This is a genomic window from Paraburkholderia sp. J8-2, assembly GCF_905220195.1.
GTDB lineage: Bacteria > Pseudomonadota > Gammaproteobacteria > Burkholderiales > Burkholderiaceae > Paraburkholderia.
This window is the reverse complement of sequence record NZ_CAJMZA010000019.1, coordinates 1-14,789: the sequence shown is the minus strand read 5'-3', so window position 1 is coordinate 14,789 and position 14,789 is coordinate 1. Positions and strand designations below refer to the sequence as shown.

The window sequence follows — 14,789 nt, the reverse complement described above, 5'->3', positions numbered from 1 at the left end:
CCGGACCCAGCGCTGATGAATATTTCGCGTCTCTTCATCCTGCGGCCGGTCGCGACTTCGCTCCTGATGATCGCGATGGTGCTGATCGGCCTCGTCGCGATGAAGTTCCTGCCGGTTTCCTCGCTGCCCGCGGTGGACTACCCCACCATCCAGGTGCAGACGTTCTATCCGGGCGCGAGCCCGAACGTGATGGCGACCACCGTCACGGCGCCGCTCGAAGTGCAGCTCGGTGAGATCCCCGGCCTGCAGCAAATGATCTCGTACAGCTCCGAGGGGGCCTCGGTCATCACGCTGCAATTCGACCTCTCGCTGAGCCTGGACGTTGCCGAGCAGAACGTGCAGCAGGCCATCAATGCGGCGAACAGCTTCCTGCCGAGCGGTCTGCCCGCGCCGCCGACCTACGCCAAGGTCAACCCGGCCGACCAGCCCATCCTCACGCTCGCGATCACGTCGAAGTCGATGTCGCTCACGCAGTTGCAGGACGCGGCCAACAACCGTCTTGCCACGAAAATTTCCGAAGTGCCGGGCGTGGGCCTCGTCACCACCGCGGGCGGCAACGTGCCCGCCGTGCGCGTGGAGGCCGACCCCCAAAAGCTCGCCGCCTACGGCCTGAATCTCGACGACCTGCGCACGCTGCTCGCCAACGTCAACGTGAGCAACCCGAAGGGCAACTTCGACGGCCCCGAGCTCAACTACACGATCAATTCGAACGACCAGATCTCGGACCCGAAGGACTACGAAGACACGGTCGTCGCCTATCAGAACGGCTCGCCCGTGTTCATGCGCGACGTGGCGCGCGTGTCCACGGCGGCGCAAGACGTGGAGCGCGGCGCCTGGTACAACAAGGCACCCGCCATCGTGCTGAACGTGCAGCGTCAGCCGGGCGCGAACGTGATCGCGACCGTCAACCAGATCATGCGGCAGTTGCCGCAGCTCGAAGCGTCGCTGCCCGCGGGCATGCAGGTCACAGTGGTGTCGAACAGCGTGGGCGTGATCCGCGCTTCGGTGAGCGACGCGGCCTTCGAACTCGTGCTCGCCGTGGCGCTCGTGGTGGCCGTGATCTTCGTGTTCCTGCGCAACCTGCCCGCCACCATCATTCCGAGCATCTCGGTGCCGGTCTCGCTGATCGGCACGCTCGCGCTCATGTACGAGCTAGGCTACTCGATCGACAACCTCTCGCTCATGGCGCTCATCATCGCCACGGGCTTCGTGGTGGACGACTCGATCGTGATGATCGAGAACATCGTGCGCTACCTGGAAGAAGGCGACAAACCGCTGCAGGCGGCGTTAAAAGGCGCAGGCCAGATTGGCTTCACGATTCTTTCGCTGACCATTTCGCTCATTGCCGTGCTGATTCCGCTGCTCTTCATGGGCGGCGTGATCGGGCGTCTGTTCAGCGAGTTCGCCGTGACGCTCGCGGTGACCATCGTGCTTTCGGCCGTGGTTTCGCTCACCGTCGTGCCGATGATGTGCGCGCGCATTTTGCGCGCCCAGGCCGAACGGCACCCTAGCCGCTTCGAGCGCATCAGCGAAGGGCTCTTCAACAAGACGCTGAACGCCTACGAACGCGGCCTGCGCTGGGTGCTCGACCACCAGGTGCTCACGCTCGTTGTTTTCGCGGTGACCGTCGCGCTCACCGGCCTGCTCTATGTGGTCATCCCCAAGGGCCTTTTTCCGGTGCAGGACGTGGGCGTGCTGCAGGGCATCAGCGTGGCCGACAACTCCATCTCCTACCAGGCGATGGTGCAGCGCCAGTCCGCGCTCGCCGAGGAAATTCTCAAGGACCCCGATGTGGTTTCGCTCACCTCGTACGTGGGCATCGACGGCATCAACAACACGCTCAACAACGGGCGCTTCCTTATCAACCTGAAGCCGCACGACGACCGCTCCGAAACTGCCGACGAGATCGGGCGGCGCATCCAGCAGTCGGTCGCGAACGTGCCGGGCGTGCGCCTTTACGTGCAGCCCGAGCAGGACCTCACGCTCGACACGACGGTGTCGCGCAACCAGTACAACTTCGTGCTGCGCGGACCGAACCAGGAGGCGTTCGACCAGTACGTGCCCGCGCTCATCGCGCGCATGAAGCAGATCACGTCGATTCGCGACGTGACGAGCGACCTCAACACGGACGGCCTTTCCGTGAACGTCCAGGTGAACCGCCAGCTCGCGGCGCGCTACGGCATCACGGCGGCGACCATCGACAATGCGCTTTACGACGCACTGGGCCAGCGCATCGTTTCGACCATCTTCCAGCAGTCGGACCAGTACCGCGTGATTCTGGTCGCGAAGCCCGAGTCGCTGCCCACGGTCGAATCGCTTGGCGACCTGTATCTGCCGAGCCAGACGAGCAGCGAGGGTCAGGTGCCGCTCAAGGGCATTGCGAAGATCAGCATCACGCGCTCGCCGCTCATGATCAGCCACCTCGCGCAGTTCCCGTCGGTCACGATCTCGTTCAATCTCGCCGATGGCGCCTCGCTCTCCGCCGCCGTGCGCGACGTGCGCAAGGCCGAGGCCGCCGTGAATCTGCCGCCCTCGATCACCTCGTCGTTCCAGGGCGCGGCGCAGGCGTTCGAGGATTCGCTTTCCAGCGAGGTGTATCTGCTGATCGCGGCGCTCGTGGCTGTCTATATCGTGCTGGGCGTGCTCTACGAGAGCTATGTGCACCCGGTCACGATCCTCTCCACGCTGCCCTCGGCCGGCATCGGCGCGCTGCTCGCGCTGATGATCGCGGGCAAGGACCTGGACGTGATTGGCATTATCGGCATCGTGCTCCTGATCGGCATCGTCAAGAAAAACGCCATCATGATGGTGGACTTCGCGCTCGAAGCGGAGCGCGTGCACGGCAAGCCGGCGCGCGAGGCGATTTTCGAAGCGTCGCTGCTGCGTTTCCGGCCCATTCTCATGACCACGCTCGCGGCCATGCTCGGCGCGCTGCCCATGCTGCTCGGCAGCGGCACGGGCTCGGAGCTGCGCCGTCCGCTGGGCCTTGCGATCATCGGCGGGCTCACGCTCTCGCAGTTGCTCACGCTCTTTACGACGCCCGTGATCTATCTGTACTTCGACCGGCTCGCCGAGCGATTCGGGCGCAAGCGCAAACCGGAAACCGACGCAGACAGTGACGCAGAAGGCGGCTCCGGCAACGGCGCGCCACCCGCGCCCGAGGGCACGCCGTGAACCTCTCGGCGCTCTTCATCCGGCGGCCGGTCGCGACGTCGCTACTCGCGATCGCGATCCTCATTTCGGGGATGCTCGCCTTTTTCCGGCTGCCGGTCGCGCCGCTGCCCAACATCGCCTATCCGGTGATCGTCGTGCAGGCCAACATGGCCGGCGCGAGCCCGGACATCATGGCGTCGACCGTTGCCGAGCCGCTGGAGCGGCGCCTCGGCACCATCGCCGACGTGAGCCAGCTCACGTCGATCAGCAACACGGGTTCGTCGCTGATCGTGGTCGTGTTCGGCCTGAACCGCGACATCAACGGCGCGGCGCGCGACGTGGAGGCCGCCATCCAGGCCGCGCGCGCGGACCTGCCCACCACCTTGCGCAGCAACCCGACCTACCGCCAGTACAACCCCGCGAGCGCGCCGATCATGGTGCTCGCGCTCACGTCGGACACGCTCACCAAGGCGCAGCTCTACGACTCCGCCGATTCGGTCATCATGCAGCAGCTCTCGCAGGTGGACGGCGTGGGCCAGATCACGCTGGGCGGCGGCGCGCTGCCCTCCGTGCGCGTGGAGCTGGAGCCCAGCAAGCTCAACAGCTACGGCATCGGGCTCGAAGACGTGCGCGCGTCCATTGGCGCGGCCAACGCCAACAGCGCGAAAGGCCATATCGACCAGGGCAACCAGCGCTACACGGTGCTCTCGAACGACCAGATCAGCAACGCCGCGCCGTTTCGCGACGTCGTGATCGCCTATCGCAACGGCGCGCCCGTGTTCCTGCGCGACGTGGCTTCGGTCATCGACTCCAACGAAAACATCCGCAACGCGGGCCTCTACAACGGCAAGTCGGCCGTGCTCGTGATCGTCTACCCGATGCCCGGCAGCAACGTCGTGAAGACGGTACAGCAGATTCGCGCGCGCCTGCCCTCCATCGAAGCCGCGCTGCCCGCCACCATCAAGGTGAACGTGGCGGTCGACCGCTCCGAGTCGGTGCGCGCCTCCGTGGCCGACACCGAGCGCACGCTCTTCATCGCCGTGCTGCTCGTGATCGGCGTGGTGTTCGTGTTCCTGCTTTCGCCGCGCGCCACGCTCATTCCGGCGGTGGCGCTGCCGCTTTCCATCGTGGGTACGTTCGGGCCCATGTATCTGCTCGGCTACAGCATCGACAACCTCTCGCTCATGGCGCTCACCATCGGCACCGGCTTCGTGGTGGACGACGCCGTGGTGGTGCTGGAGAACATCGTGCGCCACGTCGAGGCCGGCATGGAGCCGAAGGAAGCGGCGCTCAAAGGCGCGGGCGAAGTGGGCTTCACGGTGCTCTCCATGAGCCTTTCGCTCATCGCCGTGTTCCTGCCCATTCTGCTGATGCCCGGCATCGTGGGCCTGCTCTTTCACGAGTTCGCGATGACACTCTCCATCGCGATCCTCATCTCGCTCGTGATCTCGCTCACCGTCACGCCCACCATGTGCGCCTACGTGCTCAAGCGCGAAGCGCTGCACCACAAGCCCTCGCGGGCGGCCGTGTGGATCGACGCGCAGTTCGAGCGTTTCAAGCAGTTCTACTCGCGCACGCTCGACGTGGCACTCAATCACGCGCGGCTCACGATCTTCGTCTTGTTCGCGCTGCTGGTCGGCAACGTGTTTCTCGCGCGGCTGCTTTCCGGCACGTTCTTCCCCGAGCAGGACACCGGCATTCTGATCGGGCAGATCATCGCGGACCAGAGCATTTCGTTCACGGCGATGGAGAAGAAGCTCGCGCAGCTGCAGGCCATCGTGAAGGCCGACCCCGCCGTGCAGTCGGTGGCGGGCTTCACGGGTGGGCGCGCGCTCAATACGGCCACCGTGTTCGTCGAACTGAAGCCGATTGCCGAGCGGCGCCTGACGGCCACCGAGGTCGTGAACCGTCTGCGCCCCAAGCTCAATGCCGTTTCCGGTGCACGCCTTTTCATGCAGGCGCAGCAGGACCTGCAGATCGGCGGGCGGCAGTCCGCGGCCGAGTATCAGTACACGCTGACGAGCGACGACGCCGACGCCCTCTTCACCTGGGTGCCGCGTCTCGTGGACGAGCTGAACAAGCACCGCGCCCAGATGACGGATGTGAACTCGGACCTGCAGCAAAATGGTCTGGAGGCCTACATGACAGTGCAGCGCTCGACCGCCAAGCGCTACGGGTTCGATCCGAACCAGGTGGACAACGTGCTCTACGACGCCTTCGGCCAGCGCACCGTTTCGACCATCTACAACGCGATCAACCAGTACTTCGTCGTGATGGAAGTAGCGCCGCAATACTGGCAGTTTCCGCAGTCGTTCCAGGACATCTGGCTGAGCACGGCGGCGGGCAACGCGAGCGGCGCTGCGCAAACGCAGATGCCTTCGAGCGTCATCTCGGGCGTCACGCCTTTCACGGCCGTGACCACGACCAGTTCGACGAGCAGCAACACCAACGAGCGCAACGCCAATGCGGTGGCCAACCAGCAGAACAACGCGATTGCCAACAGCAAGGGCGGCAGCTCGAGCGGCAGCGCGGACAGCACGGCCGCCGAAACCATGGTGCCGCTCATGGCGCTCATGGACTGGAAAACGCGCCATACGGCCACGCAGGTCAATCACCAGGGCACCGAAGTGGCGGGCACGATCTCGTTCAACCTGCCCCAGGGCGGCTCGCTTTCCGAGGCCAGCAACATCATCGAGCAGGCCGAGCGCAATATCGGCATGCCCGCCTCCATTCACGGCGCGTTCGCGGGCGCGGCGCAGGCCTACGCGCAGTCCATGGGCGTCGTGCCGCTGCTCATTCTGGCCGCGCTCGCCGTGGTGTATATCGTGCTGGGCGTGCTGTACGAAAACACCATCCACCCGCTCACGATCCTCTCCACGCTGCCTTCGGCCGGTATTGGCGCGATCCTCGCCATGCTGATCTTCGGCACGCCGTTCTCGGTGATCGCGATGATCGGCATCATCCTGCTCATTGGCATCGTGAAGAAAAACGGCATCATGATGGTCGACGTCGCCATCCAGTTGCAGCGCAACGAAGGCATGGAAGCGCGCAAAGCGATTCACGAAGCCGCCGTGGTGCGGCTGCGCCCGATCATGATGACGACCTTCGCCGCCGTGCTCGGCGCGGCGCCGCTCGCGATCGGCATCGGCCAGGGTGCTTCGCTGCGCCAGCCGCTCGGCGTGACGGTCATGGGCGGCCTGATCCTGAGCCAGGTCTTTACCCTGTACACCACGCCGGTGATTTACCTGTTCCTCGACCGCCTGCGCGCACGCCTTGCGCGCTGGGCCGCGCGCCTGCCGTGGAATCGCCAGGCCGATGAGAGCGCATCATGATGAAGACTTGCCTTGCCCCATCGAATCCATCGCTCATGCGAATGCTGACCTCCGCCGCCCGTTGCGCGGCCACGCGCGCACTGCCGCTCGCGCCTCTCAGCGCCGCGCTGCTGCTCGCGGGCTGCATGGTCGGGCCGGACTACCACCGGCCCGAGGTTGCCGTGCCCGCCACCTGGAAAGCGCTGCCCGGCTGGACCCAGGCCGAGCCCGAAGCCGCGCAGGGCCCCAAGGGCGACTGGTGGACCGCCTTCCAGGACCCGCTGCTCGATGAGCTGGAGCCGCTCGTCGTGGTATCGAACCAGACCGTGCGGCAAAGCTACGCGAACTACCAGGAAGCGCTTGCCGAAGTGCGCGTGGCGCGTGCGAGCCTCTTTCCGACCATCGGCATTACCGGCTCGCTTGCGCGCGAGCGCTCCTCCACGGGCACGCTCAGCAGCGTGAGCAGCATCACCTCCACGCCGAGCGGCGCGCGCATCGTCAACGGCGGCACGCTCGAAGCCAACGCGAGCTGGGACATCGACCTCTGGGGCCAGGTGCGGCGCCAGATCGAGGAACAGTCGGCCACGGCGCAGGCGAGCGAAGCCACGCTGGCCAACGCTACGCTGTCCGAACAAATTGCGCTGGCGAACGCCGTAATCAATCTGCGTATCACCGACGCCGATATCGACCTGCTCACGCATACCGTGCAGGCATACACGGACTTCCTGCGTGTGGTGGCCAACCAGGACCAGGCGGGCACCGTCCCGCCGTCCGACCTCGTGTCCGCGCGCACGCAACTCGAATCCGCTCGCGCAAGCCTGATCGCGCTGGGCGTGGCGCGCGCGCAATACGAGCACGCCATTGCGGTGCTAGTGGGCCGCAACCCCGAAGAGGTCGATATACCGCACAGCACGCAGCTTCCCGCGCTACCCGCCATTCCGGCCGGCGTGCCCTCCACGCTGCTGCAGCGCCGGCCCGACATTGCGACCGCCGAGCGCCAGATGGCGTCGGCCAACGCGGCGATCGGCGTGGCGGTGGCCGCGTACTATCCGTCGATCTCGCTCACCGCGCTCGACGGCTTCACGCAGTCGCCGCTTTCGGGCCTGCTGCACATAAGCAACTACGTGTGGTCGCTTGGCGCGAGCGCGACCCAGACGATCTTCGACGGCGGCCAGCGCAGCGGCCAGGTGGCGGCGGCGCGCGCGAGCTATGACGCGGCGGTGGCGAACTATCGCGGCACGGTGCTGACGGCGTTCCAGGGGGTGGAAAACGATCTCTCGGGCCTGCGCATCCTTGCGCAGCAGGCCGAAGTGCTCGACGCCGCCGTACGCGACGCCATACACGGCGCGCAGATCACGCAAAACGAATACGAGGCGGGAACCGTGGACTACACGACGGTCGCCACGGCGCTCGCCACCCAGGTGACCAATCAGCAGAGCGCGCTCAACGTGCAGCAGCAGCGGCTGCTCGATACGGCATCGCTGATCGGCGATCTGGGCGGCGGCTGGTCCGGCGAGTTGCACGATGCGCAGCATCCGGCGCGCGCGGCGACGCCGGCCTCCGGCGCTGCAGCGCCGGCTGCGAGCGCGAGTGGTCCAGCAAACGTGGAGGCGAACCGTACGCAGGGCGCCGTTCAGAGCCCCTGATCTCAGTCCGTGATCTCACCCCTGCGCGAAAGAGCCCGCGCTACGTGCGCGGTTCCGTGTCCGAAGCGGCTGTCACAGGCATGGCGGAGGCCGGCAGCCCGAACACGGCGTCGAAGATCAGGTTGTAGACGTAGTTGTAGACGAGGAAGAACACCGAGAGCCCGATATCCATCGCGAACGCCTCGATCAGCGAGACTTGCAGCGTGAGCGCGATCATCGGCACGAGAAACACGATGAGCCCGCCCTCGAAGCCGACCGCATGCGCAATGCGGCGCGCGACACTGCGGCCGCGTTTCGTCTGGCGCGCTTCCCAGCGCTCGAACAGCACGTTGAAGACGAAGTTCCAGCCGACTGCGATCAGCGACGAAAACACCGCCGCTGCGCCCGCGCGATTCATGCCGCTGCCCGAGAGCGAGGCGAAACTGGAGCCGGTAATCAGGATCGCGATGCCTTCGAACAACGCGACGTAGACGATGCGGCGTTTGATACCCTGCATGGACGAATGCTCCTGATGCGGCTCCCGCGTCAATCGCCGCGCCTGTTGCGCGCGCGGCGAAATCGTTCGCGAATCAACCCAGATCGGTAAATACCGAAGCCGCAGACAAACGCGACTTCGGCAGCTTCGCGTTGAAGTCGTCGGCGCTGCGGTAGCCGAGACCGATCACCACGAGCGCGGTGAGGCCCTGCTCGCGCAGTCCCAGCTCTTCGTCGAGCGCCTTCGCGTCGAAGCCTTCCATCGGGCAGGCGTCGATCTCGAGCGTCGATGCGCCGATCAGCAGCGTGCCGAGCGCGAGATACGCCTGCTTCTCCATCCACGCGGGCAGGTCGTTGCGCTCGCGATGCAGGTTCACGTAGAACGAGCGCGTCTTTTCCTGACCGGCCTTCGCTTCGGCATTGGCGAAGCGGCCGTCCGCCTCTTCCTGCGCGAGCACTTCGGCGAGGTGGGCTTCGTCCATGTCGGTGCGCACGCACAGCACCACGACGTGCGAGGCGCGCGTGACCTTCGGTTCGTTGTATGCGAAACCTTCCATGCCGCGGGCGATACGCGCGCGCGCAGCGTCGCTTTCCGCCAGCACGAAGTGCCACGGCTGCGAGTTCACCGACGAGGGGCTGAAGCGGATCAGCTCCTTGAGTTCCGCGATGACAGCGGCGGGAATCTTGCGGGCGGGATCGAACGCCTTGGTGGCGTGGCGGGCTTTCGCGTAGCGGGTGAGGTTCAAGCGGTTTTCTCCTTCGTGTGCGGTCGGCCGAGGCAGCGCCCGGCAAGGCCGACATCGTACCAGCATCGCGCGCCGGCCGCGGACGCGGTCTGCGCGCGAGGCGCGCCTGCGCTATGCTTGAGAGTTGACATTGCCGCGGCGGCCCGTGAGCCACGCGCCGAGGCCCGCAAGGAGAACACCATCATGCGCCAGGCCATCCATCATCTGCCGGTGAACACGCGTACGCGCGGGCTCGTCGAAATCAGCCATGAAGTGCGCGCGTTCGTGCGCGAACAGCGCATCGCCACCGGCTTGCTCACCCTCTTTTGCCGCCACACGTCGGCCTCGCTCGTGATCCAGGAAAACGCCGATCCCTCGGTGCGCCGCGATCTCGAACGCTTTTTCGAGCAGCTCGCACCCGAAGATCCAGCGCGTTACGAGCACGACACCGAAGGCCCCGACGACATGCCCGCGCACTTGCGCACGGCGCTCACGCACACGCAGCCCTCGATTCCGGTCGAGCACGGCAATCCCGTGCTGGGCACGTGGCAGGGCATCTATGTGTTCGAGCATCGGCGCGCGGCGCACACGCGCGACATCGTGCTGCATCTGATCGGCGAATGAGCCCGCGGGTGCATACACACCAATCCCGTACGCAAGCGCTATGCTTGCGTCTTTCGTTCAACCGACTCACCAAAGGTTGCCCCAAATGAAACAGTCCGCCGGTTCCATGATTTCCTTTACCCGCCCTGACGGCCAGTCGCTCCAGGGTTATCTCGCCAAGCCGGAGAAAGCCGAAGGCGCGCCCGCCATCGTCGTAATCCAGGAGTGGTGGGGTTTGAACGACCAGATCCGCGGCGTGGCCGACCGGCTCGCGCAGGCGGGTTACCTCGCGCTCGTGCCGGACCTCTATCGCGGCAAGAGCACGGTCGAGCAGGAAGAAGCCCACCATCTGATGACGGGCCTCGACTTCGCGGACGCGGCCTCGCAGGACGTGTACGGCGCGGTCACTTACCTGAAAACGCTCACGGACCGCGTGGGCGTGACGGGCTACTGCATGGGAGGCGCGCTCACGCTGCTCGCGGCCACCATGGTCCCGGGGCTTTCGGCCGCCGTGGTGTGGTATGGCTTCCCGCCGCTCGACTACATCGATGCGAGCAAGATCACCGCGCCTATCCTCGGCCACTTCGCGACCCAGGACCAGGCGTTCAACATCGAAACCGTGGCGGAGCTCGAAACGAAGCTCAAGAACGCCAACGTCGACGTCGAATTCCATCGCTATCTCGCCCACCACGCGTTCGCGAACGAGACCGCCGTGGGCCCGACCCGCATCGCCATCACCCAGTACGACCCGGTCTGGGCGCAGCTCGCGTGGGACCGCTCGCTGACGTTCTGGGGCCGCACGCTGTGGCCGCAAGGCGCGGCGCGCTGAAGCGCTGACAGCGGCCCGCGCCGGCGCGCGGATCTGTCGTAGAATCGGCGTCGTCCCGCCTCGCGCGGCCGACGCCGATTTGCATTGCAGCGCCTTCGTCCCTCTCACGCTCTCGCGGAGACTTCATGACGCCGCTCATCCTCCAGCGCCCTGCGCTGCTCTTCATCGTGCTGATCCTGGTCCTGCCGCTCGCCGCCGGGCTCGGCTCAAAAGTGCTGCACCGATGCTTCCCGCTCGCCGAGGAAGCGCGCGAGAACTACAAGATCGTGCAGGGCGCGACACTCACGCTGCTCGCGCTGCTGATCGGCTTCACGCTCTCGATGGCCGTGAGCCGCTACGACCAGCGCAAGAACCTGGAGGAAGACGAAGCCAATGCGATCGGCACGGAGTACCTGCGCGCCGAGCTGCTTGGCGGCGAGGCGGCTGCCCAGACCAAGGCGCTGCTCGCGCGCTACCTTCAGGCGCGCATCCAGTTCTATGTCGTGCACGACGCTGCCGCACTCGATCAGGTCAACCGCAACACCGGCGAGCTCCAGACGCAACTCTGGGCGATCGTGCGCGATGCCGCGAAGGCGCAGCCGAATCCGGTGATGGCGCTCGTGGTCAGCGGCATGAACGACGTCATCAACTCACAGGGCTATACGCAGGCCGCGTGGGTCAATCGCATTCCCGTCGCCGCCTGGGCGCTGATGATCGTGATCGCCATCTTCAGCAACCTGATGCAGGGTTACGGCGCGTCCGGCCAGGTCGGCCGGCGCGTGTTGCTGCTCGTGCTGCCCATTACGGTGACGCTGTCGCTCACGCTCATCGCCGATATCGACAGCCCGCGCGGCGGCTTGATTCGCGTCGCGCCGATCAATCTGTTGAGCCTTGCGCAATCCCTGCCTGCGAATCCTTGAGCGCCGCTTCGCGGCGCCGCATGATCGCGCCCATCCCCGTCCAGCCATGAAAGTCATCCGTTCGAAAACCTTCACCGCCAGCCGCCCCTGGGGGGCGCTCGACATCGCCAACATGAGCGGCACCACTGTGCGCCTGCACTGGACCGACCAGCCGTACAAATGGCACGTCAACGACGGCGAGGAGGTGTTCGCCGTGCTCGACGGCGTGGTCGACATGCATTACCGCGAAGGCGGCGCGGAGCACGTCGCGGTGCTCGAGGCCGGCGACGTGTTCTTCGCGGGCGTGGGCTGCGAGCATGTCGCGCACCCGCGCGGCGAGGCGCGCATTCTTGTGGTCGAGCGTGAAGGCAGCGTGTAATCCGCGCCTTGCGGCGAAAAGACGGCACGCGCCGTTTCCACTACACTTGGCGGCCTGACTCCACTCCCTCCATCGGCCCCTGGCGCGTCTAACACGGCTCGCGCCCCGGCGCCGATGGGCTTTCAGGACTGCAAGGACCTCGCATGAACGACCTTTCCGCATTTCCCATCACGCGCAAGTGGCCAGCGCTTCATCCCGAGCGCATTCAGCTCTATTCGCTGCCCACGCCCAATGGCGTCAAGGTCTCGATCATGCTGGAGGAAAGCGGCCTGCCCTACGAGCCGCATCTCGTGCGCTTCGACGCGAACGACCAGATGTCGCCGGAATTCCTCTCGCTGAGCCCCAATAACAAGATTCCCGCGATCCTCGATCCGAACGGGCCGGGCGGCGAGCCGCTCGCGCTCTTCGAGTCGGGCGCGATCCTCATTTATCTCGCCGACAAGTGCGGCCGTTTCCTCGCCCGCGAAGGCGCGGCGCGCTACGAAACGATCCAGTGGGTCATGTTCCAGATGGGCGGCATTGGCCCGATGTTCGGCCAGGTGGGCTTCTTCCACAAATTCGCGGGCAAGGAATACGAGGACAAGCGTCCGCGCGACCGCTACGTCGCCGAATCGCGGCGCCTGCTCGCCGTGCTCGACCAGCGCCTCGAGGGCCGCAAGTGGATCATGGGCGACGAGTACACCATCGCCGACATTGCCACATTTGGTTGGGTGCGCAACCTTGTTGGCTTCTACGAGGCGGGCGACCTCGTGGGTTACGCCGATTTTAAAAACGTCGCACGCGTGCTCGCGGCGTTCATCGCGCGGCCAGCAGTCGAGCGCGGGCTCAACATTCCGCCGCGCGGCTGAGGCAAGTCGTGCGCGAGCGGCGTCATTGCGGCGCCGCTTTCACGCGTGCGGCGACCGAGTCGGCCACTTCGGCCGCCGCCCGGTCCACGTTCTTGCGGTCATCGGCGCGCGCCAGCACGAATTTGGCCGCCGCCACATACGGATTGAGCGCAATGGCCGCGCCGGCGCCCGGCTTCGCGTGGCTCGACTCGCTGTCGATCACCTGATAAAGCGGCTGCGGCGCCTGGGTGGCGAGGTTGTCCACCGCTACCGCCAGTTCGATCTGGCTTGCGCCCGAGCCGAAGCCCACCACCGCGCGCCGCAAGCTGTTGCCTTCGTCCACGCTCAGGAATACGCCCCGCACGAGCCAGCCCTGCGCGGGCAGCGGCGCGCCACTGGGCAGGCGGCGCGCGTCGAGACCCTTCGCGCGCAGGTCGTTCACCAGTGCATTGGCCATTTTTGCCACGTCCTGATCGGCCCGCTGCTGCGGGTCGCGGTGACGCAGCAGCGGTCGTGGCAATAGCCCGCCCACGTGCTCGCGCGCATTCTCCACAGGGTTCGAATCCTGTTTGACGTTGGCCGCGTCGAGTTCGAAATCCGTCACGTACACGACCGGCGCGCCAGGCGCAGGTCCTGGCGCCGCGGGCGCGCCCAGGACTTGCGCCGAAGCAAGCGGCGCGAACGCACACAGCCACAGCGTCGCAACCAGGTTCCAGTGACGTCGTATCTTCATGGCATGCTCCCGTAGATTGGCCATCAAACGTCGATCAGCCCGAGCCGCGTGAGGTCACGCGCGAGCGAATCGGTTTCGACGAAGTGACACGCCTGCAGACCCGCGTCGAGCGCGCCCGTCACGTTCACTTCGCTGTCGTCGATGAAAAGCGTTTCCTGTGGCTGGGCGCCGATCTGCGCCACGCAGCCAAGATAGGTCTGCGCAGCCGGCTTGACCGCGCCGAACGTTGCCGACGAATAGATTTGCGAGCCGAAAAGCTGCGCGACCGGCGGATTCAGATAATCGAGGTGATGCGTGACGAGCGAACAGTTGTTGGTCAGCACAGCGATGCGGCATCGCGCGGCCACGCGCTGCGCCAGTGCGAGCGCCGCCTCGTTCGGCGTGATCGAGGCGCGCCGCGAAGCGAGCCACACGTCGCGGGCCACCTCGCAGCCGAGCATGGCGCCGAGCGCTTGCAGATACGCGTCGGGGTCGATCTCACCGGCGTCGGCGCGCGCTTCGAGGCCCGAGCCCCAGATCGCGTGGCGCACGGTTGCAGGCGGCGCGCCAGTGGCGGCCGCGAGGCTCGCCACGCGCGCGTCGCGATCGTAGTGGGACAGCACGCCTTCCATGTCGAAGAGGACTACGCCGATCGCCGCCATCTGCCGCTCCCGCGATGAAATGTCCAACTGCGGTGCCTAACCCCGTCCGCTGCCGATCATACCGCCGGGCTGGCGCAAGCGCGGCATACCATGATCGCGCCCTGAAACCGTCGATGGATTTTGGGTAAACTGGACCACATGGACACCTGCCGGTACTGCGGAAAATTGCGCGACGAATGGGATTGCCACGGGCCAGCGTGCCGCCAGGCGATCGCGCAGGCGCTGCGCCGCCAGCGCAAGGGGCTGCCGATGGTGGCGAACGTGATCCGCAACGAAATTCCCGCCGACGCCACCACCGGCCAGATCATCACTGTGCTTTCGCGCCAGCGGCAGCGCGCGCGGCGCGGCAACGAGGAACGGCGCGAGCGCAAGGCACTCGATATTCCCGAAGGGGAGTGAGGCACGCCCCTGGGGGGCGCCATCCATTGCAGTGCCCATCTTCACACTCATGCGACTGCCCTCCTGCTCACGAAAGAAACCGTCTCGTTCAACGATAGGGTTCAGTGCCGTCCGATTCAACATCGTGCAACCGTCGACATGACGCAAGGTCAGTCGTCAGGACGCGTGTTACGTATACCGGCCTTGTGCCA

At 66.0% G+C, this 14,789-nt stretch carries 13 protein-coding genes; 9 read left to right on the top strand and 4 right to left on the bottom strand.

Annotated features, from left to right (window positions below; genetic code table 11):
• The first annotated feature begins 15 nt into the window (after positions 1-15).
• From U5A52_RS29650 to U5A52_RS29640, 3 genes are read left to right on the top strand one after another with little or no spacing between them, the layout of a single operon-like run.
• Positions 16-3,174, top strand: coding sequence for an efflux RND transporter permease subunit (locus tag U5A52_RS29650; RefSeq protein ID WP_321937247.1), 3,159 nt, complete (start codon positions 16-18; stop codon positions 3,172-3,174).
• Positions 3,171-6,485, top strand: coding sequence for an efflux RND transporter permease subunit (locus U5A52_RS29645; protein WP_321915509.1), 3,315 nt, complete (start codon positions 3,171-3,173; stop codon positions 6,483-6,485). Before U5A52_RS29650 ends, U5A52_RS29645 begins: the two co-directional genes overlap by 4 nt.
• Before the next feature lie 35 nt (positions 6,486-6,520).
• Entirely contained in the window at positions 6,521-8,110 is a 1,590-nt protein-coding gene (locus U5A52_RS29640) for an efflux transporter outer membrane subunit (RefSeq protein WP_415774073.1), read from the top strand.
• A gap of 40 nt (positions 8,111-8,150) precedes the next feature.
• Here the strand turns inward: U5A52_RS29640 and U5A52_RS29635 are convergent, their stop codons facing one another.
• Positions 8,151-8,606, bottom strand: a complete 456-nt coding sequence (locus tag U5A52_RS29635) for a PACE efflux transporter (RefSeq protein ID WP_321937245.1) — start codon at positions 8,604-8,606, stop codon at positions 8,151-8,153.
• A 73-nt stretch (positions 8,607-8,679) separates the two neighbouring features.
• Entirely contained in the window at positions 8,680-9,330 is a 651-nt protein-coding gene (nfsB, locus tag U5A52_RS29630) for an oxygen-insensitive NAD(P)H nitroreductase (protein WP_321915507.1), read from the bottom strand.
• 183 nt (positions 9,331-9,513) lie between these two features.
• Here nfsB and U5A52_RS29625 point away from each other — a divergent pair, with 183 nt between their 5' ends.
• The 5 genes from U5A52_RS29625 (at position 9,514) to U5A52_RS29605 (ending at position 12,846) form a co-directional block, all read left to right on the top strand.
• Entirely contained in the window at positions 9,514-9,933 is a 420-nt protein-coding gene (locus tag U5A52_RS29625) for a secondary thiamine-phosphate synthase enzyme YjbQ (RefSeq protein WP_321937243.1), read from the top strand.
• Positions 9,934-10,018: 85 nt separating this feature from the next.
• On the top strand, positions 10,019-10,741 hold the full coding sequence (locus U5A52_RS29620) for a dienelactone hydrolase family protein (RefSeq protein WP_321915505.1): 723 nt from the start codon (positions 10,019-10,021) through the stop codon (positions 10,739-10,741).
• A gap of 125 nt (positions 10,742-10,866) precedes the next feature.
• Positions 10,867-11,640, top strand: coding sequence for a hypothetical protein (locus U5A52_RS29615; protein WP_321937242.1), 774 nt, complete (start codon positions 10,867-10,869; stop codon positions 11,638-11,640).
• Positions 11,641-11,686: 46 nt separating this feature from the next.
• Positions 11,687-11,998, top strand: coding sequence for a cupin (locus U5A52_RS29610; protein WP_158762796.1), 312 nt, complete (start codon positions 11,687-11,689; stop codon positions 11,996-11,998).
• Positions 11,999-12,141: 143 nt separating this feature from the next.
• On the top strand, positions 12,142-12,846 hold the full coding sequence (locus U5A52_RS29605; RefSeq protein WP_321915503.1) for a glutathione S-transferase N-terminal domain-containing protein: 705 nt from the start codon (positions 12,142-12,144) through the stop codon (positions 12,844-12,846).
• Between the two features lie 22 nt (positions 12,847-12,868).
• Here U5A52_RS29605 and U5A52_RS29600 read toward each other — a convergent pair whose 3' ends face one another.
• Positions 12,869-13,558, bottom strand: a complete 690-nt coding sequence (locus tag U5A52_RS29600) for a DUF4410 domain-containing protein (RefSeq protein ID WP_321915502.1) — start codon at positions 13,556-13,558, stop codon at positions 12,869-12,871.
• A gap of 23 nt (positions 13,559-13,581) precedes the next feature.
• Positions 13,582-14,199 carry an HAD family phosphatase gene (locus U5A52_RS29595; protein ID WP_321937240.1) on the bottom strand — a complete coding sequence of 206 codons (618 nt, stop codon included), beginning with the start codon at positions 14,197-14,199 and terminating at the stop codon, positions 13,582-13,584.
• A 138-nt stretch (positions 14,200-14,337) separates the two neighbouring features.
• On the opposite strand from U5A52_RS29595, the gene U5A52_RS29590 reads away from it, so the two are divergent.
• Positions 14,338-14,598 carry a hypothetical protein gene (locus U5A52_RS29590; protein ID WP_158762800.1) on the top strand — a complete coding sequence of 87 codons (261 nt, stop codon included), beginning with the start codon at positions 14,338-14,340 and terminating at the stop codon, positions 14,596-14,598.
• Positions 14,599-14,789: the final 191 nt, after the last annotated feature.